This window comes from Ruegeria sp. ABD4_443 (genome assembly GCF_056160865.1).
Genome location: NZ_JBSWYA010000004.1, coordinates 234,233 through 252,565, shown reverse-complemented (window position 1 = coordinate 252,565; position 18,333 = coordinate 234,233). Strand labels below are relative to the sequence as shown.

The 18,333-nt window shown below is 61.8% G+C and carries 19 protein-coding genes; 5 read left to right on the top strand and 14 right to left on the bottom strand.

Translation table 11 applies throughout. The annotated features are described in order from the left end of the window. Positions 1 to 27: 27 nt before the first annotated feature. Both ACXAG8_RS10210 and ACXAG8_RS10205 read left to right on the top strand, forming a co-directional pair. Entirely contained in the window at positions 28 to 954 is a 927-nt protein-coding gene (locus tag ACXAG8_RS10210) for a DnaJ C-terminal domain-containing protein (RefSeq protein WP_475223763.1), read from the top strand. Continuing rightward, positions 951 to 1,295, top strand: coding sequence for a hypothetical protein (locus ACXAG8_RS10205; RefSeq protein ID WP_475223762.1), 345 nt, complete (start codon positions 951 to 953; stop codon positions 1,293 to 1,295). Before ACXAG8_RS10210 ends, ACXAG8_RS10205 begins: the two co-directional genes overlap by 4 nt. Positions 1,296 to 1,344: 49 nt before the next feature. Here the strand turns inward: ACXAG8_RS10205 and ACXAG8_RS10200 are convergent, their stop codons facing one another. From ACXAG8_RS10200 to ACXAG8_RS10185, 4 genes are all read right to left on the bottom strand, one after another. Next, positions 1,345 to 1,929 carry a cytochrome P460 family protein gene (locus ACXAG8_RS10200; protein WP_475223761.1) on the bottom strand — a complete coding sequence of 195 codons (585 nt, stop codon included), beginning with the start codon at positions 1,927 to 1,929 and terminating at the stop codon, positions 1,345 to 1,347. Positions 1,930 to 2,202: 273 nt separating this feature from the next. Further along, a complete protein-coding gene (rlmN, locus tag ACXAG8_RS10195; protein ID WP_475223760.1) occupies positions 2,203 to 3,387 on the bottom strand; it encodes a dual-specificity RNA methyltransferase RlmN in 1,185 nt (394 codons plus the stop codon). 180 nt (positions 3,388 to 3,567) lie between these two features. Then, positions 3,568 to 3,735 carry a hypothetical protein gene (locus ACXAG8_RS10190; RefSeq protein ID WP_475223759.1) on the bottom strand — a complete coding sequence of 56 codons (168 nt, stop codon included), beginning with the start codon at positions 3,733 to 3,735 and terminating at the stop codon, positions 3,568 to 3,570. A gap of 183 nt (positions 3,736 to 3,918) precedes the next feature. Further along, complete coding sequence (locus tag ACXAG8_RS10185) at positions 3,919 to 4,452, bottom strand: invasion associated locus B family protein (protein ID WP_475223758.1); 534 nt, start codon at positions 4,450 to 4,452, stop codon at positions 3,919 to 3,921. A 181-nt stretch (positions 4,453 to 4,633) separates the two neighbouring features. Here ACXAG8_RS10185 and ACXAG8_RS10180 point away from each other — a divergent pair, with 181 nt between their 5' ends. Further along, complete coding sequence (locus ACXAG8_RS10180; protein WP_475223757.1) at positions 4,634 to 5,632, top strand: asparaginase; 999 nt, start codon at positions 4,634 to 4,636, stop codon at positions 5,630 to 5,632. Between the two features lie 6 nt (positions 5,633 to 5,638). Here the strand turns inward: ACXAG8_RS10180 and ACXAG8_RS10175 are convergent, their stop codons facing one another. The 8 genes from ACXAG8_RS10175 to hutI all read right to left on the bottom strand — a co-directional run bounded on the left by ACXAG8_RS10175 (position 5,639) and on the right by hutI (position 12,953). Further along, positions 5,639 to 5,959 carry a YciI family protein gene (locus tag ACXAG8_RS10175; RefSeq protein ID WP_475223756.1) on the bottom strand — a complete coding sequence of 107 codons (321 nt, stop codon included), beginning with the start codon at positions 5,957 to 5,959 and terminating at the stop codon, positions 5,639 to 5,641. Between the two features lie 22 nt (positions 5,960 to 5,981). Next, positions 5,982 to 6,410 (bottom strand): SRPBCC family protein, encoded by a 429-nt coding sequence (locus tag ACXAG8_RS10170; protein ID WP_475223755.1) that lies wholly within the window; start codon positions 6,408 to 6,410, stop codon positions 5,982 to 5,984. Further along, complete coding sequence (locus tag ACXAG8_RS10165; protein WP_475223754.1) at positions 6,398 to 6,727, bottom strand: ArsR/SmtB family transcription factor; 330 nt, start codon at positions 6,725 to 6,727, stop codon at positions 6,398 to 6,400. Before ACXAG8_RS10165 ends, ACXAG8_RS10170 begins: the two co-directional genes overlap by 13 nt. 58 nt (positions 6,728 to 6,785) lie before the next feature. Next, positions 6,786 to 7,664, bottom strand: a complete 879-nt coding sequence (serB, locus tag ACXAG8_RS10160) for a phosphoserine phosphatase SerB (protein ID WP_475223753.1) — start codon at positions 7,662 to 7,664, stop codon at positions 6,786 to 6,788. A 72-nt stretch (positions 7,665 to 7,736) separates the two neighbouring features. Beyond that, complete coding sequence (gene hutU / locus ACXAG8_RS10155; RefSeq protein WP_475223752.1) at positions 7,737 to 9,419, bottom strand: urocanate hydratase; 1,683 nt, start codon at positions 9,417 to 9,419, stop codon at positions 7,737 to 7,739. Next, positions 9,416 to 10,213 (bottom strand): N-formylglutamate deformylase, encoded by a 798-nt coding sequence (gene hutG, locus ACXAG8_RS10150; RefSeq protein ID WP_475223751.1) that lies wholly within the window; start codon positions 10,211 to 10,213, stop codon positions 9,416 to 9,418. Before hutG ends, hutU begins: the two co-directional genes overlap by 4 nt. Then, complete coding sequence (gene hutH, locus ACXAG8_RS10145; protein ID WP_475223750.1) at positions 10,213 to 11,748, bottom strand: histidine ammonia-lyase; 1,536 nt, start codon at positions 11,746 to 11,748, stop codon at positions 10,213 to 10,215. Before hutH ends, hutG begins: the two co-directional genes overlap by 1 nt. After that, positions 11,745 to 12,953, bottom strand: a complete 1,209-nt coding sequence (gene hutI / locus ACXAG8_RS10140; protein WP_475223749.1) for an imidazolonepropionase — start codon at positions 12,951 to 12,953, stop codon at positions 11,745 to 11,747. Before hutI ends, hutH begins: the two co-directional genes overlap by 4 nt. A gap of 81 nt (positions 12,954 to 13,034) precedes the next feature. Here hutI and ACXAG8_RS10135 point away from each other — a divergent pair, with 81 nt between their 5' ends. Both ACXAG8_RS10135 and ACXAG8_RS10130 read left to right on the top strand, forming a co-directional pair. Beyond that, positions 13,035 to 14,390 carry a formimidoylglutamate deiminase gene (locus tag ACXAG8_RS10135; RefSeq protein ID WP_475223748.1) on the top strand — a complete coding sequence of 452 codons (1,356 nt, stop codon included), beginning with the start codon at positions 13,035 to 13,037 and terminating at the stop codon, positions 14,388 to 14,390. A gap of 24 nt (positions 14,391 to 14,414) precedes the next feature. Continuing rightward, entirely contained in the window at positions 14,415 to 15,119 is a 705-nt protein-coding gene (locus tag ACXAG8_RS10130) for a UTRA domain-containing protein (protein ID WP_475223747.1), read from the top strand. A gap of 248 nt (positions 15,120 to 15,367) precedes the next feature. Here the strand turns inward: ACXAG8_RS10130 and serA are convergent, their stop codons facing one another. Next, positions 15,368 to 16,963: a phosphoglycerate dehydrogenase gene (gene serA / locus ACXAG8_RS10125; protein WP_475223746.1), complete on the bottom strand. Its 1,596-nt coding sequence runs from the start codon at positions 16,961 to 16,963 to the stop codon at positions 15,368 to 15,370. A gap of 56 nt (positions 16,964 to 17,019) precedes the next feature. Beyond that, on the bottom strand, positions 17,020 to 18,174 hold the full coding sequence (locus tag ACXAG8_RS10120; protein WP_475223745.1) for a phosphoserine transaminase: 1,155 nt from the start codon (positions 18,172 to 18,174) through the stop codon (positions 17,020 to 17,022). Positions 18,175 to 18,333: the final 159 nt, after the last annotated feature.

Here is an 18,333-nt window from a genome sequence, read left to right as displayed (position 1 = left end):
CCCGACAACAGCAGCAGCGAGACTGAGATGAGCGACGATCCCTATTCGGTTCTGGGCGTCCCCAAGGATGCCAGCGCAGCCGAGATCAAGAAAGCCTATCGGCGCATCGCCAAGGATTGCCACCCCGACCTCAAACCGGGTGACGCCCAGGCCGAGGCCCGGTTCAAAGCGGCCGCGGCGGCCTATGACCTGCTGAAAAACCCCGAAACGCGGGCGCGCTTTGACAACGGCGAGATCGACGCCTCGGGTCAGGAACGCCCGCAACAGCAATATTACCGCGACTATGCCGAGGCCGCTGGCAATCCCTATCGGACCGGCGGGGCCGCTGGCGACCCCGATGACATGTCGGACATCTTTGCCGAGTTCATGCGCGGGCGCGGCGGTTTCGGCCAGCAGCGTGGCCAGGCGTTTCATGCGCCCGGCCACAACCTGAACTATTCGCTGCAGATCAGCTTTCTGGATGCGGTGTTCGGCGCCAGCCAGAAACTGACCCTGCCCGATGGCAACAGGATCGAGGTCAAAATTCCGGCTGGCATAACCGACGGGCAGACCATCCGCCTGCGCGGCAAGGGGGCGCCGGGTTATGGCGATGGGCCCGCGGGGGACGCGTTGGTCACCATATCGGTTGCAGATCACCCGCTGTTCGACCGACGGGGCGACGATATTCACATCACGCTGCCGATCACGATCGACGAAGCGGTCCTGGGCGGCAAGGTCGCGGCCCCGACAATCGATGGGGGCGTGAATGTCAGTGTCCCGCCCGGCACCAGCAGCGGCAAGACCCTGCGGCTGCGCGGCAAGGGCGTCAAACGGCGCGGCTCGTCCGAACGCGGCGACCAGCTGATCGAACTGACGGTCACACTGCCGGACCAGATCGACGACACGTTGATGGAATTCATGGAAACATGGCGTCAGTCCCATCGCTATGATCCGCGCAAAGGAATGGCGTCATGACCCTGACCGAAAAGGAACTGATCGAAACGGTTGCCCGCCTGACCTCGGACCGCCTGACCGAGTATCTGGCAGCCGAGATCGTGATCCCGCAGCAGTCGGACCAGGGTCTGGTCTATCACAGGATTGATGTCGCACGCCTGGAACTGGCCTGCGAGCTGCATGACCAATACGACATGGAGGCCGACGCGCTGGCGATGATGATTTCACTGATTGATCGGATGCATGGCCTGCGCGCCGAATTGCGAGAGGTCCTGAACGCGGTCCAGACGCAGCCTGAACCTGTGCGCGCCCAACTGATCAAAGTAATCGGCGCGGCGCGTTTCCAGCCGCCAGAGGACTAGACCAGCCTCGGCCGGCATCGCACCGGGGTGGCCCCGTTTGGCGCAGCGCTCAATCCGACAGCCGGAACGCCTCGGGGACAAAAAAGGTAAAGTCGCGATCTGCCACCTGTTCGTGGCACTCGTGGCAATAGGCCACGGCATCGGCGCGATTGCCCATCGTATCCCCGAACAGCGACCCGTCGGGCATGACCATGATGTAACGCCAGTCAGCGGTGGCCGGGCTTGCACCTTGCCCAAGCTTGATCATGACAAACAGCGCGCCGGGATGGATGTTGCCCTCGTCGGTGACGGTCATGCTGTCCTTTGCCAGCACCGAGCCCGCAGGCAGAACCTCGCCTGCTTTCAAGCTGCCATAGTTATGCGCCATACGATTGGCGTAAGAGTTCACATAGCGCTGCCCATGCGTGGCCGAAATGTAGGGCGCGGTGTTGAACACGGGCCAGCTTTGGTAATTTCGGATCGGGTCAAGCTGGGCCGCCGAATACCCCCGCGCCATGCGACGCGCCAGCGACTTGTAGTTCCTGCGCGCCTCGTCGGGCGTCAGTTCGGCCGGGTTTTCAATTGCCAGATGCGCCTGATCGTCAAGCGACTGGCCAAAGGATGCGGCCGCCCAGCCCAACAGGACCGCCGACACCACCAACAGTTTCGAAAAAAATCGACGACATAGAATCATTTCCTGGCCCATCCCCACCTATCAATTGACGGAACGCCGCCCTGAACCTGAAAATAATATTGGCGGCCCTTCTGAAAATCGCCGTCGGCCACACCACGCAATCCCCGCCAAGTTTCGACGGATGACCCCCCTGGGCAGACCGGTTCGACGCAACCGATATTAGCAAATTTCCGGCCAAAAGGACAGGCGCACCGATGATCCGCGGTTTTGGCGGCGCCCGCGCGGGGCGGCGGTTCAGCCCAGCCCGGCCTCGGATTCGATCTGTTTGCGGGACTTGCGGGCGCGCTCGGTGGCTGATTTCAGCTGACCGCAGGCCGCCATGATATCCTCGCCCCGCGTCTTGCGAATGGGCGAGGCATAGCCCGCCTGATAGATAATATTCGCAAAAGCCCGGATACGGTTGTTCGAGCTGCGCTTATACGGCGCGCCGGGCCATTCGTTGAACGGGATCAGGTTGATCTTGGCCGGGATCTTGTGACGCTTGATATGCTCGATCAGACGATGCGCGTCCTCGTCGCTGTCATTCACACCGTCCAGCATCACGTATTCGAACGTGATCCGCTCGGAATTCGAGGCATTGGGATAGCTGGCCAGCGCCTGCAGCAGCTCTTCGATATTCCAGCGCTTGTTGATCGGCACCAGCACGTCGCGGGTTTCATCGGTGGTCGCGTGGAAGGAAATCGCCAGCAAACAGCCGATTTCTTCGGCCGTGCGCGCGATTTCCGGCACCACTCCGCTGGTCGACAGGGTGATCCGCCGGCGCGACAGGGAAATCCCTTCGGGGTCCATGGCGATCTTCATCGCGTCACGGACGTTTTCGAAATTATACAGCGGCTCACCCATGCCCATCAGAACGATGTTCGACAGCAGGCGGGTTTCGTCCTTTGGCGCACCGGGGGTGGGCCATTCGTCAAGATCATCACGCGCCATCATCACCTGACCCACGATCTCGGCCGCGGTCAGGTTGCGCACCAGTTTCTGCGTGCCGGTGTGGCAGAAGGAACAGGTCAGCGTGCAGCCCACTTGCGACGAGATACACAGCGTGCCGCGATCATCCTCGGGGATATACACCACCTCGACCTCGTGACCGCCCGCGATGCGGCACAGGTATTTGCGGGTGCCGTCCTCGGACACCTGACGCGTGACAACCTCGGGAATCTCGACCACGAATTGCTCGGCCAGTTGCGCGCGATAGGCTTTGGCCAGGTTGGTCATCTCGGCAAAGTCGCGCACGCCCCACTGATAGATCCACTGCCAGATCTGGCCGGTGCGCATCTTGGCCTGCTTTTCCGGCGTGCCATGTTCGATCAGCACCTCGCGCAGTTGATCGCGGGTCAAACCGACAAGGTTCACCTTCCCCTCGGGCAATTTGCGGGGAATGGTCATGACGTCTTGAGTGATCGGCGCTTTGGGCGACATGTGGCGTATCTCTGCGGATTCTGGCTTGGGATGCGCCTCTATATAGGATCACGCGCAAAGATCAAAAGAATTCGCCCACCATTTTGCGCCACCGATGGCTGGATCACCGGAAACGGCACCGGCCGCAGGGGATTGCCCCGCGGCCCACACCGTATTCTCTGGTCTAGCTGCGCTGCGCGCTTAGACGCCCGCCGCCGGGACATAGCAATCCTCGGCATCCAATGTCTTTACCGGGTCTTCCGGCCCGCATTGTTCGCCGGTCACAGGGTATGTGTCGGCTGACTTTTCACAGCCACTCAACACTGTGGCTAGGACCAGCAACACCGCTGCAATGGATTTGTTCAACATCTCTCAGACTCCTCGCATTGTTCCTGAACCAATTAGTTCAGATTCAGAGGTGACGGCTTTGATCCCGATCAAGAAAACCGCGCGACGCCACGTCAACCTGCCCCGCGTTCCCCGGGGCGCAATGGCCCAAACGAAAAGCCCCGCCAGATTGACGGGGCAATGATCACAAACCGGATGTCCGGGTTAGTTGGTGCAGCGTTTCTCGGCGTCTTCGATTGCTGCGGTAAAGCCCAACAGCGAGAACGTGTCCTTGGTCTGCGTGCCGCGCTCGGACCTGGCAGTCAATACCGCCTCGGTCCCGCGTTTCATCGCGGTTACGATCTTGGCATCGTCCGCCGCAGTTGCCGGCCAGGCCCACTCGCCCTCGGTGAACAGTTCAAATTCATTGCCGTCCACGGCCAGGTTGACGGTCGACCCCGAAGCAAACGGATAGCCGCCGGTAAATGTGACCTGCCCTTTGACCTCGGCATTGGGGCGGTAGAACACGAACAGCAGAATGTCACTGCGCCGCACCGACACCACGCGCCCACCGCGAGTGTTCACGGTTTCCTTGGGCGCCGAAACGCTCCAGCATTCGGTGGGGTCGTCTTCGACGAAAACGCTCCAATCCGTTTTTGCAGCGACGCGATTGGTGCTGGTCGCCTGTTGGGCGATTGCAGTTGTGGCCATTCCTGCCATGCACAAGCCCGCAATCACGCGGACGAGATTCGATCCCATCTGTCCAGCCTCCTAGCTCGACCCATACCTCAAACTCGACAGCGATGCCCGCGAACCCTGCCCGGCTCGTCTTTGGATAGTTGCGCATGCCGATAATTGCCGACATACACACACTAACGCAGGTTTCGCCACAGGCGAAAGGGCGATTGGCAGAATTTTGCGCATAATTCCGGAGGCCGCCATGACGCAACCCATCCCGATGACCGAACTCAGACGCGGGCCCCTTCTGGAAAGCCTGCATCTGGGGCATGCCGTAATATGCGATGATACGGGGCAGATCGTGCAAAGCTGGGGAAACCCAGGGGAAATCATTTATCCCCGGTCTTCGGCCAAGATGATCCAGGCCCTGCCTCTGATCACCTCTGGCGCGGCGGCCAAATATGGCCTGAACACCGAACACCTTGCGCTTGCCTGCGCCTCGCACAATGGGGCCGCGATCCACACCGAGCGTGTAACCGCCTGGCTCGATCACCTGGGCCTGGGCGAGTCTGACCTGCGCTGCGGCCCGCAAGAGCCTGACGATATGGCGGCGCGTGACGGGCTTATTCTGGCCGATGACACGCCGTGCCAGATTCACAATAATTGTTCGGGCAAACATTGCGGGTTTCTGACCGTGGCACAGCATATGGGCGCAGGGCCGGAATATCTTGAGATCGACCACCCCGTTCAACAGGCGGCGCTGTCCGCGCTCGAAGAATCGACCAATGAAACCAGCCCGTGTTACGGCATTGACGGCTGTTCGGCCCCGAATTTCGCGACCTCGCTGGTGGGGCTTGCGCGGTCAATGGCCTGGTTTGCGTCGGCCGCAGACCGGTCCGACCGCGCCAGCGACGCGGCACGGCAATTGACCGCCGCAATGATCAAGCACCCCGAACTGGTGGCGGGCGAAACCCGCGCCTGCACCGAGCTGATGCGCGCCATGAATGGGCGTGCGGCGATCAAAACCGGGGCCGAGGCGGTTTTTGTCGCCATAATTCCCGAAAAGCGTATGGGCGTGGCGCTAAAGATCACCGATGGCACAACCCGCGCCAGCGAATGCGCCATCGCGGCCATCCTGGTCAGCCTTGGCGTGCTGGAGGCCGATCACCCGGCCACCCTCAAGTTCATGAACGCCACGCAATACAGCCGCCGCGGGCTGGAATGCGGCGTTATTCAGCCTGCGCCGGGTTTTCCGTCCTGACGGGCGTCACATCTCGATCGGATGTATCTCGGCCACTTCGACCGAGCCCGATCCGTTCACGACCATGGGGCACCCTTTGGCCATATCGGTCGCGGCATCTATGGTGTCGGCGGTGACAACCGTAAACCCGGAGGCGGGGTTTGCCCCGCCGTCGCTGGCGACGCCATTGGCGCTGACGGTATAGGACTGGCCGACCGGGTTTCCGGGGATGTCCACCGCAGCGCCCATGTTTTCGAACCACGCGCCCCAGGCGGCCATTGTCGCCTCGATTTCGGCCGGGTCGGTCGGCGTATGACCGCCGTGATAGACAAACAAGAATTGTGGCATCTTTTCTCTCCCTAGTGAAAACTCAGCTGCAGCGGGCCTCAAGCTTGCGCAGGGACGATGTCCAGCCCGCTTCATGGTTTGCCGCCGCCTCGGCATCGGCCAGATCACGATGGTTCAGAACCAGCCGGGCACCGGTCTTTGTGACGGCCACCGTCAGCGTTACATGGCTTTCGGCGCCCCGCCGATCCTGATCATCGTGCCAGGCCCACGTGAACCCAACGGAATTGGGCGGGTCGACATGGGTGACCTGGCCGGAAACCTTGAAGGTCTGGCCTTCGCTGTTTTCCATGACCGAGTACCACGGGCCCAACCCCGAGAAATCCAGGTCATGCTCGGGAACATGCACGCCTTCCGGGCCCCACCACTGCAACAGTTTTGCGCCATCGCTGATCCATGCAAACAGGGTTTCCGGGCTGACAGGGAATTCCCGTTCCAGCGTCAGGTCGGCCATGACGTTTCCCCTTCCAGGATGCTTCCCAACCGGTCCAGGCTGATTTCCCAGAACTGGCGTTTTGAAATCGTCCATTCGGCAATGGCGCGCAGGCCATCGGGCTGAACCGAATACATCCGCCGGGTTCCCTGAACGCGCTGCTGAACCAGACCGGCCTCACGCAGCACTTTCAGATGGCGGGAAATCGCGGCGCCGGACATGCCCTTGCCTTCGATCAGGTCCCCGGCGGGCAATTCGCCACGTTCCATCAATTGCTCGACAATTGAAAACCGGGTGGCGTCGGAAAGCGCCGAGAATGCAGTCAAAAGGTCAGCCATGCCCCATTACTTAACACAAGAGTTAAATAATTGAAAGGCCGGGGTCGGATGCGCGGTGTCAGGGGTCCAGGAATTCGGACCGGGCATACCCTTGCAGGAACAGCAACGCGGACAAGTCGCCGTGGTTGACACGCACGTCACATTGTTCGGCGACCGACGGTTTGGCGTGCAGGGCCACGCCGGTTCCGGCCCGGCCCAGCATTCCCAGGTCATTGGCACCGTCACCCACGGCAATCACATCCGCTTCTGACAATCCCAGGCGCGCGGTGATCTGTTCCAGAGCGTCAACCTTGGCCTGCCGTCCAAGGATCGGACGCAACACATCCCCGGTCAGTTTGCCGTTCTCGGCCAGCAAGGTATTGGCCCGGTTCTCGTCAAAGCCAAGCAGGGCAGCGACCCGCGCGGTAAACGCGGTGAAGCCGCCGGACACCAGCGCCGCAAAGCCGCCCTGCGCGCGCATCGTGGCGACCAGCGCCTTGCCACCGGGCATCAATGTAATGCGGTCCTGCAAGACCTTGTCGATCACGGCCTCGTCCAGCCCCGCCAGAAGGCCGACACGTTCGGTCAGCGCGCCTTCGAAATCCAGCTCGCCATTCATGGCACGGGCCGTGATGTCCTTGACCCGATCGCCCACGCCGGCCTCGTCTGCCAGTTCGTCGATGCATTCCTGTTGAATCATGGTGCTGTCCATATCGGCCAGCAACATCCGCTTGCGCCGACCTTCGGCCGGTTGAACGACAAGATCCACGCCCAGCTTCTGCAAGTCGCCCCAAACGTCCCACTGGTTTGAAGGCAAGGCCGCAACCGCGAACTCAGCCGCCTCTGCGGGGCTGAGCCACCGGATTTCGTCGCCGCCCCAGGCATTGCGCAAGGTTTCGACCAAAGACGGTTCCAGCGAAGGTGCGTTTGGGTCGGTCAGCAATGTGGCGATGAACATCTGAGGTCTCCTGCGGGGTCTCCTGCGCATATCGCAGCCGCAGCATTTTCGCCAGAGGCAGTTTGATGCGCCCTACCCCAGGATGCCCGGCAATCTCAGCCCGTGCTCGCGGGCGCAATCCCTGGCAATCTCATAGCCTGCGTCGGCATGGCGCCAGACGCCCGAGGCCGGGTCGTTCCACAAAACCCGTTCCAGCCGCCTTGCCGCGTCTTCTGTCCCATCCGCGCAGATCACGACGCCGGCGTGCTGGCTAAAGCCCATGCCAACACCGCCGCCATGATGCAGCGACACCCAGGTCGCGCCGCTGGCGGTGTTGATCAGCGCATTCAACAGCGGCCAGTCCGACACCGCGTCCGAGCCATCCAGCATCGCTTCGGTCTCGCGGTTGGGGCTGGCGACGGACCCCGAATCCAGGTGATCGCGGCCAATTACGACCGGCGCCTTCAACTCGCCATTGGCAACCATCTCGTTGAAGGCCAGACCCGCGCGGTGCCGATCCCCCAGCCCGATCCAGCAGATACGGGCTGGCAGACCCTGAAACGCAATACGGTCCTGCGCCATGTCGATCCAGCGATGCAGGTGCTCGTTCTCGGGGAAAAGCTCCTTCATCTTGGCGTCGGTCTTATAAATGTCCTCGGGGTCGCCCGACAGGGCACACCAGCGGAACGGCCCGATCCCTTTGCAAAACAGCGGGCGGATATAAGCAGGCACAAAGCCGGGAAAGGCAAAGGCGTTCTCAAGCCCTTCGTCCTGCGCGACCTGTCGGATGTTGTTGCCGTAATCCAGCGTCGGCACACCCGCGTTCCAGAAATCAACCATTGCCGCAACATGCTGCTTCATCGAGACCCGCGCGGCCTTTTCCACCGCTTTAGGGTCTGTTTCGCGCTTGTCTCGCCATTCAGCCATTGACCAGCCCAGAGGCAAGTAGCCGTTGATCGGGTCATGCGCGCTGGTCTGATCGGTGACGATATCGGGGCGCATGCCGCCATCGGCCATCCGGCGGTAGATTTCCGGAAAAACCTCGGCCGCATTGCCCAGCAGGCCGACGGACTTCGCCTCGCCCGCCTTGGTCCAGCGGTCGATCATTTCCAATGCCTCGTCCAGTGTCTCGGCCTTTTCGTCCAGGTATTTCGTGCGCAGGCGGAAATCGATGCTGTCCGGGTTGCATTCAACCGCCAGACAGCTGGCCCCGGCAAAGACCGCGGCCAATGGCTGCGCCCCGCCCATGCCGCCCAGACCGCCGGTCAGAATCCACTTGCCGGTCAGGTCGCCGCCATAATGCTGGCGCCCGGCCTCGGCAAAGGTTTCATAGGTGCCCTGAACGATGCCCTGCGTGCCGATATAGATCCACGACCCGGCGGTCATCTGGCCGTACATCATCAGGCCCTTCTTATCGAGCGCGTTGAAATGATCCCAGTTCGCCCAATGTGGCACGAGGTTTGAATTGGCGATCAGAACACGCGGCGCATCCTTATGCGTGCGGATGATTGCAATCGGTTTGCCCGACTGGACGATCAGGGTCTCGTCCGCCTCAAGGTCCTTGAGGCCCGCGACGATCCGGTCAAAGTCCTCCCAGGTGCGCGCGGCCCGACCAATTCCGCCATAGACCACCAGCTCGTGCGGGTTTTCGGCCACATCGGGATGCAGGTTGTTCATCAGCATCCGCAGCGGCGCCTCGGTGACCCAGCTTTTGGCGTTCAGGTCAGGGCCAGTGGGCGGATAGATGTCACGGGTGTTCTTGCGAGGATCAGTCATGGCGTAAGCTCCAATGCAGTGCCCTGGATGGCGTCCAGAATATCGCGCAACCAGCGGCGCAGGCGGGTGGCCTTGGCCGTGTCATAGCTCCACGGCGCGGCCTCGGTGGTCAGATAGGTGGATTGCGAAAGCTCCATCTGAAGGGCATGCACCCCTTCGGACGGTCGGCCGTAATGGCGCGTGGTCCAGCCGCCTCGAAACCGGCCGTTCAGGATGGTGCTGTACGGCGAAGATGCGGCGAATTCCTGTGTAATAGACTCGATTTCCGGCGCGCAGGTCACACCATCATCGGTGCCGATATTCATGTCCGGCAATGTGCCTGAGAACAGGAAGGGAATGACGCTGCGGATCGAATGACAATCAAACAGGATTGCGAACCCATATTTGTCCCGGACGCGCTGCAACTCGGCCTCAAGCGCGGCGTGGTAGGGCGCGTGATAGGCTTGACGACGATGTTCGATCTCGTCCGCCGACGGCTCTTGCCCGGCGCGCCAAATAGCCACGCCATCGAAATCGGTCAGCGGCACCAATGTCGTTGTGTTCTGCCCGGGGTAAAGCGACGCGCCCGCCGGGTCGCGGTTGCAGTCAATCACATAGCGGTGGACATTGGACCGAACGACGGTCGCATTCGTCAAAAGCCCTTTATAGATCCTGTTTATGTGCCAATCAGTGTCTTTCAGCGTTTGCCCGTTTGCGTCAAGACGCGTTCGGATGTCGGGCGGCACAAAAGTGCCGCCATGGGGCTGACCCAGAACAATCGGACCGCTGCCCTTATGAACATCGAATACCTGCATCACGCCAGGTCCGGCATGGACAGGTCCAGCGCCTCTAGCAAGGCACCGCCTGCGACCAGCCCGCGGGCCTGTTCCAGGTCGGGCGCAAGAAACCGATCCTCGGCCAGGGCCGGGATGTCAGCCCGCACGCGCGCAATGGCGCGTTGCAACGCCGGACTGGTGGCCAGCGGCGCGCGAAACTCGATCCCCTGCGCGGCGCACAGCAGTTCGATCCCCAGAATGTAATTGAGGTTTTCAACCATCCGGCCAAGCCGACGCGCCCCATGCGCGGCCATCGAAACGTGGTCTTCCTGGTTGGCCGAGGTCGGCGTGCTGTCGGTGACGCAGGGATTGGCCAGGTGCTTGTTCTCGCTCATCAGCGCGGCGGTGGTGACTTCGGCAATCATCAGCCCCGAATTCAGCCCCGGTTCCGGCGTCAGAAAGGGCGGCAGATCAAAGCTGAGCGTCGGGTCCACCATCAGGGCGATCCGCCGTTGGGCAATTGCGCCGATTTCGGACAGGGCCAGCGCGATCATGTCCGCCGCGAACCCCACGGGTTCGGCGTGAAAGTTCCCGCCCGAAACAATCGCGGCCGGATCAGTCAGAACCAGCGGATTGTCGGTCGCCGCGTTTGCTTCGGTCACAAGGGTGGTCGCGGCCTGGCGCAGCACGTCCATCGCGGCGCCGGTGACCTGAGGCTGACACCGGATACAATACGGGTCCTGAACCCGGTGGTCGCCGTCACGGTGGCTTTCGCGTATTTCAGACCCGTCCAGAATCGCTCGCATCGTGCCTGCGGCCTCGATTTGCCCGCGATGCCCGCGCAGGGTGTGGATCTCGGGGCGCAGGGGCGCGGTCGATCCCATGATCGCATCCGTTGACGCCGCCGAAATCACCAGGGCATTGATCGCCGCGCGCCAGGAATCGAACAGGCCCGCCAACCCGTAAGCGGTCGAGAACTGGGTTCCGTTTATACAGGCCAGCCCTTCCTTGGGGCCAAGCTCAACAGGCTCTAATCCAGCCATTTCCAGCGCCTTGGCGCCAGGCAGCACCTGGCCCGAGACCTCGGCCTCGCCCTCGCCGATCATGACCGCCGTCATATGGGCAAGCGGCGCAAGGTCGCCAGAGGCTCCGACGGAGCCTTGCGCCGGGATCACCGGAACGACCCCGCGGGCCAGCATGTTCTGCAACAATTCGACCAGCTCCCAACGCACGCCTGACGCGCCACGCCCGAAAGACAACAGTTTCAACGTCATCATCAACCGGACCAGAGCCCGCGGCATCGGTGCGCCCACACCGCAGCAATGGCTGAGGATCAGATTGCGTTGCAGGCGCGATGTGTCGCCGGGTGCAATTTTGAGACTGGCCAGCTTACCAAACCCGGTGTTCACCCCGTAAACAGGCTCTGATCCCGCGGCGGCCTCGGCTATCTGGGCTGCGGCGGCTTCCACGTGCGGGCGACAGGCGTCGTCCAGCCGGACCGGGGTTTCGTTCCGGTACACGTCTGCCAGTTGCGCCAAGCTGGCCTGACCTGGGACAAGAGTAAGCGGTTTCATGCAGTGCCTCCGAAAATACGCCGATGCAGCGGGTTAAAGCCGATGCGATAGGCAAGCTCGGCCGGGTGCGCGACATCCCACACCGCCAGGTCGGCCCGCTTTCCAACCGCAATGACGCCGGTGTCATCCAGGCCCAGGGCGCGGGCGGCGTTGCGGGTGACCCCCGCCAGCGCCTCTTCCGGTGTCAGGCGAAACAACGTGCAGCCCATGTTCATCGTCAACAGCAAGGACGTCATGGGGGACGACCCGGGATTGCAGTCCGTGGCCAGCGCAATAGGAACACCGTGCTTTCGCAAGGCATCGACCGGCGGCATTTGCGTTTCGCGCAACGTGTAAAAGGCGCCCGGCAACAGGACTGCGACCGTGCCCGACGCGGCCATGGCCCCTGCGCCACCTGCATCCAGATATTCGATATGATCCGCGGACAGGGCACCATATGACGCCGCCAGCCGGGCCCCGCCCAAATTGGACAATTGTTCCGCGTGCAGCTTGACCGGGATGCCCAATTCGCGCGCAGCGTCGAATACGCGGGCGATCTGCCGGGTATCAAACGCGATCCCCTCGCAGAACCCGTCTACCGCATCCACAAGACCCGCGTCATGGGCCGCTTGCAGGGTCGGAATGCAGACATCATCAATATAGGCATCAGCCTGTCCGGCAAATTCCGGCGGAATGGCATGCGCGCCCAAAAAGCTGGTCCGCACCCGGACAGGGCGCACCATCGCGATCCGGCGCGCGGCACGCAACATGCGCAACTCGGTGTCGGTATCAAGCCCATAGCCGGACTTGATCTCGATACAGCTTGTCCCCTCGGCCAGCAGCGCGTCGACCCGCGGCAATGCAGCCTGCAACAGGTCTTCTTCGCTGGCTGCGCGCGTTGCGGTGACCGTCGACAGGATACCGCCCCCGGCGCGCGCCACTTGCTCGTAACTTGCGCCGTTCAGGCGCATCTCGAACTCTGACGCGCGGTCGCCGCCAAATACGACGTGGGTATGGGCATCAATTGGCGCCGGTGTCAGCAACCGGTCCCCCAATTCCTGGCCAGGCCAATCCGCATAGGCACCCGGCAACCCGGCGCGCGGACCGGCCCAGGCGATCACGCCATCGTCAATCACAAGTGCCGCGTCTTCGATCAGCCCGTAAGGTGCGGAACTTTCGGCCATGGTCGCCATGCGTGCGACATGAAGAACGGATTTTTCTGTCATGGCGATTCTTTGGGACTCCCCTTGCTTGTGGATTTTTCGTATACGGGTAAAAGTTTAAAGTCTACACAAAATGGAAGTGGGATGATGATTCACGCCAAAACTGCCCTATTAGGCTCTGACTGGGTTTCGAACCTGAGGGTCGAAACAGGGCACGGGCACATCAACAAGATCGAACATGGTGTCCCCGCGGTTGCAGGTGACACGCGGGTCGATGTTCTGTTGCCCGCGCCTGCCAACCTGCACAGCCACGCGTTTCAACGGGCGATGGCCGGCCGAACCGAGCAGCGCGTCGCAGGGCGCGAAAGCTTCTGGACCTGGCGCAACCTGATGTACCGGTTCCTGGACAGGCTGACCCCGGACCATGTCGAAGCAATCGCCGCGCTGGTCTTCATGGAAATGCAAGAGGCGGGCTATGCCTCGGTCGGAGAGTTTCATTATGTGCATCACCAACCCGGCGGCGTGCCCTATGCGGCGCTGTCGGAACTGAGCCAGCGCATTTTCGCGGCGGCCCAGATGACCGGAATCGGTCTGACCCATTTGCCGGTTCTCTACACCTATGGCAGCGTATCGCGTGATCCGCTGGCCGGTGGCCAGTTGCGATTCGGAAATGACATCGACAGGTTCCTTAAGCTGCGCGACGAATGCAGGGCCGCGACATGTCACCCGGACATGGCTGTCGGCATTGCGCCCCATTCGCTGCGCGCAACCGCGCCACAGGACCTTGAGGTGGCGCTTGCCGAGGCCTCGCAGGGGCCGGTTCACATCCACATTGCGGAACAGCAACAGGAAGTCACCGATGTTCAGGCCGCATTGGGTGCCCGACCGGTTGAATGGTTGCTGGGCAATGCCGATGTCGACGACAGGTGGTGCCTGATTCACGCCACCCATATGACCAGGGCCGAAACCCAGGCGCTGGCCAGGTCCGGGGCGGTTGCGGGCCTGTGCCCCGTCACCGAAGCCAACCTGGGCGATGGAATTTTCAACGGCCGCCTCTTTGTCGAAAGCGGCGGGGCCTATGGAATAGGGTCTGATTCCAACATCCGGATTTCCCTGACCGAAGAGTTGCGGACCCTGGAATATTCCCAACGCCTGCAGGATCAGACACGCGCGGTCATGATCCGGGGGGCCGGGTCGGTTGGGCAGACCCTTTATTCCGGTGCCGCAACAGGCGGCGCACAGGCGCTGGGTCGCAATTCAGGTGTGATCGCCCCGGGCAAGCTGGCCGATCTGGTGGCCCTGGACCGAACCCACCCGGCGTTTTGTGGCCTGAAAGATGACCAATTGCTGGACGGGCTGATATTTGCGGCGCCGGATGGGGTGTTAACCGATCTGTGGTCCGCCGGGCGCCACATGGTCCGTGGCCGGTGTCACATCGCACGCGCGTCGATCGTCGCGTCTTATCGCAAGGCGGTTGCCAGCCTTGCGGCTGGGCTTTAGACCCGCCGAAAGGACCAAATCACGATGACCCGGCACAGCGACACCACAAGCTATAAAGACATCAAGCAAACCGTTCTTGAACGCATCCGATCCGGAGAATGGCGTCCGGATTCGCTACTGCCGAACGAACAGGAACTGGCCGTTGCCTTTTCCTGCACGCGCACGACAGTCAACAGGGCGCTGCGCGAGCTGGCCGATGAGGGGTTTCTTGAACGCAGGCGCAAGGCCGGAACGCGGGTATTGAGCGCGCCGCAAAGGCAGGCGCGGTTTACCATCCCGCTTGTCCGGGACGAGGTCGAGGCAATGGGCGGCACCTACCGCTATGCCCTGGTTTCCAGCGAGGTCTGCACCGCGCCCGATTGGCTCAGCGCGCGGCTGGCCTTGCGGGCGGGTCAGGACGTCATGCATGTGCGGTGCATGCACTATTCCGGCAACACGCCGTTTCAATACGAAGACCGCTGGATCGTGGTTGAAAGCGTGCCGCAGGTTTCGCAGGCCGATTTCACCGGAACCGGCCCGAACGAATGGCTGGTCGAAACCATCCCGTTCACCAATGTCGAACTGACTTTTCTTGCCAGCCGTGCCGATACATCGCTCGCCGGGTTTCTGGACGTCCCCGAGGGCGAGCCCATTTTCACGACCGAACGCATCACCTGGCTGCAGGGGCAACCCGTCACCCTGGCCAAGCTGTATTTTGCGGCTGGATACCGCATGACGACGCAAATCTGACAGCCATCGGCGGCCGGTCACAAAGGGATGCCAAAGCCCGCGGCCTTGCCAGGGATCAGGGACCTGGCCCATTCGAACTCGGGCTGGTTTCCATGCAGGTTGCCCACGGCGTAAACTGGATCTTTCATCGGCGGCCCCCTGGCTGCGGCCATGATTGCCTGGTGGCAGATACACGATGGCTGAAAAATGAATTGCCCGCGCCAGACCGGCGCGGGCAATCTTGTCTTTCAGACAGTCAACGGCCCAGTTCAGGCGACGTCGAATTCCAACGGTTTGATCTGCGTGAACAGGCCGGTTTCCGCAAGCTTTGCCCGTGCTTCGGCCGGGACAGGCTCGTCAACATACAGCAGGGCGATTGCGCCGCCGCCCGCACTTGAACGTCCAAGGGTAAAGTTGGCGATATTGACGCCGTGGCTGCCCATTGTCTGCCCCAACGCGCCGATGATACCGGGCACGTCCTCGTTCGTGGTATACAGCATGTGGGCACCGACCTCGGCGTCGATATTGATGCCTTTGATCTGGATGAAGCGCGGCTTGCCGTCGCTGAAGACGGTTCCGCCGATGGAACGTTCCCGATTGTCGGTCACGACGGTTACCTTGATGTACCCCTCGAATGCGCCCGACTTGTCCTGGTTGGTGGTCGAGATCTGAATTCCGCGTTCTTTGGCCACAACCGGGGCAGACACCATGTTCACCTCGGGGTTGAACTTTTTCATGATCCCCGCCACGACGGAACAGTTCAGCGCCGCCAGATTCATCTCGGACACGACGCCGTCATACAGGATGTTGATCGCCTTGATCGGTTCATCCGTCATCTGGCCGATGAAGCTGCCCAGATGGCCAGCCAGTTTGATCCAGGGGCCCATGACCTTGGCCTCTTCGGCGGTCACGCTGGGCATGTTCAGCGCGTTTTCAACGGCGCCGGTCAGCAGATAGTTGGAAATCTGCTCGGCCACTTGCAGGGCCACGTTTTCCTGCGCTTCGGTCGTTGCGGCACCAAGGTGCGGCGTGCAGACGACGTTTGGCAGGTTGAACAGCGGGTTTTCCTTGGCTGGTTCCTCGCTGAACACGTCAAAGGCCGCACCGGCTACATGACCCGATTGCAGCGCCTCGGCCAGCGCTTCCTCGTCGACCAGACCACCGCGGGCACAGTTGACGATACGCACGCCCTTCTTGGTTTTGGCCAGGTTTTCGCGGCCCAGGATGTTGCGGGTCTGATCTGTCAGCGGAACGTGCAGAGTGATGAAATCGGCGCGCGCCAGCAACTCGTCCAGTTCGACCTTTTCCACGCCCATCTTGGCGGCTTTCTCTTCGCCCAGATAGGGGTCATAGGCCACAACCTTCATCTTCAGGCCAAGCGCGCGTTCGCAGACGATGCCGCCAATGTTGCCCGCGCCGATCACGCCGAGGGTCTTGTTGGTCAGCTCGATGCCCATGAATTTGGACTTTTCCCACTTGCCCGCATGGGTCGAGGCGCTGGCCTCGGGGATTTGCCGTGCTACCGCGAACATCATCGCAATCGCGTGTTCTGCGGTGGTGATCATGTTGCCGAACGGCGTGTTCATCACGATCACACCCTTCTTGGACGCCGCTTCCTTGTCGACATTGTCCGTGCCGATCCCGGCGCGGCCGATGACTTTCAGCTTGTCGGCCTTTTCAAGAATGGCCGGGGTCACCTTGGTGGCCGAACGGATGGCAAGACCGTCATACTGACCGATCACCTCGGCCAGCTTGTCCTTGTCCTTGCCCAGGTCGGGCATGAAATCCACGTCAATGCCGCGGTCGCGGAAGATCTGCACGGCGGTTTCGCTAAGCTTGTCGGATACGAGTACTTTGGGGGCCATTTCTCTGGTCCTTGAATTTTGTGAAAGGTCCGGGCCTTGGGCGGCCCGGTGAAAAGTCAGGCAGCCTCAGACTGCGCCGCGATCTCGGCCTCAAAGGCCCATGCCAGCCACGGCAGCATCGCCTCGATATCCGAGGTCTCGACCGTGCCACCGCACCAGATGCGCAGGCCCGCAGGCGCGTCGCGATAGGCGCCGATATCCAGCGCGATATTCTCGGCCTCAAGACGCTTGGCCACGGCCTTGGCAAAGCTCGCGCCGTCCTGAATGCGATCATCGGTGAATTTCAGGCATACGGACGTGTTCGACTGCGTCGCCGCATCTTCGGCCAGATTGGCGATCCAGTCATTCTGGTCGCAGAAGGCATGAACCGCACCGGCATTAGCGTCGGCACGGGCGATCAGCCCCTGCAAGCCACCAACCGAGCGCGCCCAGTCCAGCGCGAACAGGTAATCTTCGACCGCCAGCATCGAGGGCGTGTTGATCGTAGCCCCGGTAAAGATGCCGTCGATCAGCTTGCCACCCTTGGTCAGGCGGAAAATCTTGGGCAATGGCCATGCGGGGGTATAGCTTTCCAGCCGTTCAACCGCGCGCGGGCTGAGGATCAGCATCCCGTGGGCCGCTTCGCCGCCCAGCACTTTCTGCCAGCTAAATGTTGTCACATCCAGCTTGTCCCAGGGCAGGTCCATCGCAAAGGCTGCGCTGGTCGCGTCAGAGATCGTCAGACCCTGACGGTCATCGGCGATCCAGTCGCCATTGGGAACCCGCACGCCCGAAGTTGTGCCGTTCCACGTAAATACCACGTCATTGGCGAAATCGACCGAGGCCAGATCAACCAGTTGACCGTACTCTGCGGTCTTTACCTCGGCGTCGATCTTCAGCTGCTTGACCACGTCGGTCACCCAGCCCGCGCCAAAGCTTTCCCACGCCAGCATCTCGACCTTGCGTTCACCCAGCAGCGACCACAGCGCCATTTCAACCGCGCCGGTGTCCGAGGCGGGAACGATGCCGATTTTGTAATCCGCCGGAATGCCCAGCACCTCGCGCGTGCCTTCGATGGCTGCCTTCAGCTTGTCCTTGCCGACAGCGGCACGGTGCGAACGGCCCAGCGCAGCGTCGGCCAGTTTGGACAGATCAAATGTGGGGGGTTTGGCACAGGGGCCCGAGGAGAAACGCGGATTCGCCGGCCGCGTCGCCGGTTGTTCGATAGTCATGTGTATTACCCTTCCAGATACACGCCCCTCGTTGGGGAGGGGTGTCCCGCGGACAGGGGTATGGGGGCAATGCAGCTGCAGCAAGCGAAAAAGACGCTTTCGATGCGGAAAACGACACCCCAAAAGGGCATATGCGGGAACACAAGTTTCCGATCAGCA

What these genes read in the sequence shown, in the direction of transcription:
- hutH (WP_475223750.1), bottom strand. Translation starts at nt 11,748, where the DNA reads ATGAAACCGCTTACTCTTGTCCCAGGTCAGGCCAGCTTGGCGCAACTG.
- hutG (WP_475223751.1), bottom strand. Translation starts at nt 10,213, where the DNA reads ATGCAGGTATTCGATGTTCATAAGGGCAGCGGTCCGATTGTTCTGGGT.
- hutU (WP_475223752.1), bottom strand. Translation starts at nt 9,419, where the DNA reads ATGACTGATCCTCGCAAGAACACCCGTGACATCTATCCGCCCACTGGC.
- ACXAG8_RS10175 (WP_475223756.1), bottom strand. Translation starts at nt 5,959, where the DNA reads ATGCCACAATTCTTGTTTGTCTATCACGGCGGTCATACGCCGACCGAC.
- ACXAG8_RS10190 (WP_475223759.1), bottom strand. Translation starts at nt 3,735, where the DNA reads ATGTTGAACAAATCCATTGCAGCGGTGTTGCTGGTCCTAGCCACAGTG.
- ACXAG8_RS10135 (WP_475223748.1), top strand. Translation starts at nt 13,035, where the DNA reads ATGATGATTCACGCCAAAACTGCCCTATTAGGCTCTGACTGGGTTTCG.
- ACXAG8_RS10205 (WP_475223762.1), top strand. Translation starts at nt 951, where the DNA reads ATGACCCTGACCGAAAAGGAACTGATCGAAACGGTTGCCCGCCTGACC.
- ACXAG8_RS10130 (WP_475223747.1), top strand. Translation starts at nt 14,415, where the DNA reads ATGACCCGGCACAGCGACACCACAAGCTATAAAGACATCAAGCAAACC.
- ACXAG8_RS10120 (WP_475223745.1), bottom strand. Translation starts at nt 18,174, where the DNA reads ATGACTATCGAACAACCGGCGACGCGGCCGGCGAATCCGCGTTTCTCC.
- rlmN (WP_475223760.1), bottom strand. Translation starts at nt 3,387, where the DNA reads ATGTCGCCCAAAGCGCCGATCACTCAAGACGTCATGACCATTCCCCGC.
- ACXAG8_RS10180 (WP_475223757.1), top strand. Translation starts at nt 4,634, where the DNA reads ATGACGCAACCCATCCCGATGACCGAACTCAGACGCGGGCCCCTTCTG.
- ACXAG8_RS10185 (WP_475223758.1), bottom strand. Translation starts at nt 4,452, where the DNA reads ATGGGATCGAATCTCGTCCGCGTGATTGCGGGCTTGTGCATGGCAGGA.
- ACXAG8_RS10210 (WP_475223763.1), top strand. Translation starts at nt 28, where the DNA reads ATGAGCGACGATCCCTATTCGGTTCTGGGCGTCCCCAAGGATGCCAGC.
- serB (WP_475223753.1), bottom strand. Translation starts at nt 7,664, where the DNA reads ATGTTCATCGCCACATTGCTGACCGACCCAAACGCACCTTCGCTGGAA.
- hutI (WP_475223749.1), bottom strand. Translation starts at nt 12,953, where the DNA reads ATGACAGAAAAATCCGTTCTTCATGTCGCACGCATGGCGACCATGGCC.
- ACXAG8_RS10165 (WP_475223754.1), bottom strand. Translation starts at nt 6,727, where the DNA reads ATGGCTGACCTTTTGACTGCATTCTCGGCGCTTTCCGACGCCACCCGG.
- ACXAG8_RS10170 (WP_475223755.1), bottom strand. Translation starts at nt 6,410, where the DNA reads ATGGCCGACCTGACGCTGGAACGGGAATTCCCTGTCAGCCCGGAAACC.
- serA (WP_475223746.1), bottom strand. Translation starts at nt 16,963, where the DNA reads ATGGCCCCCAAAGTACTCGTATCCGACAAGCTTAGCGAAACCGCCGTG.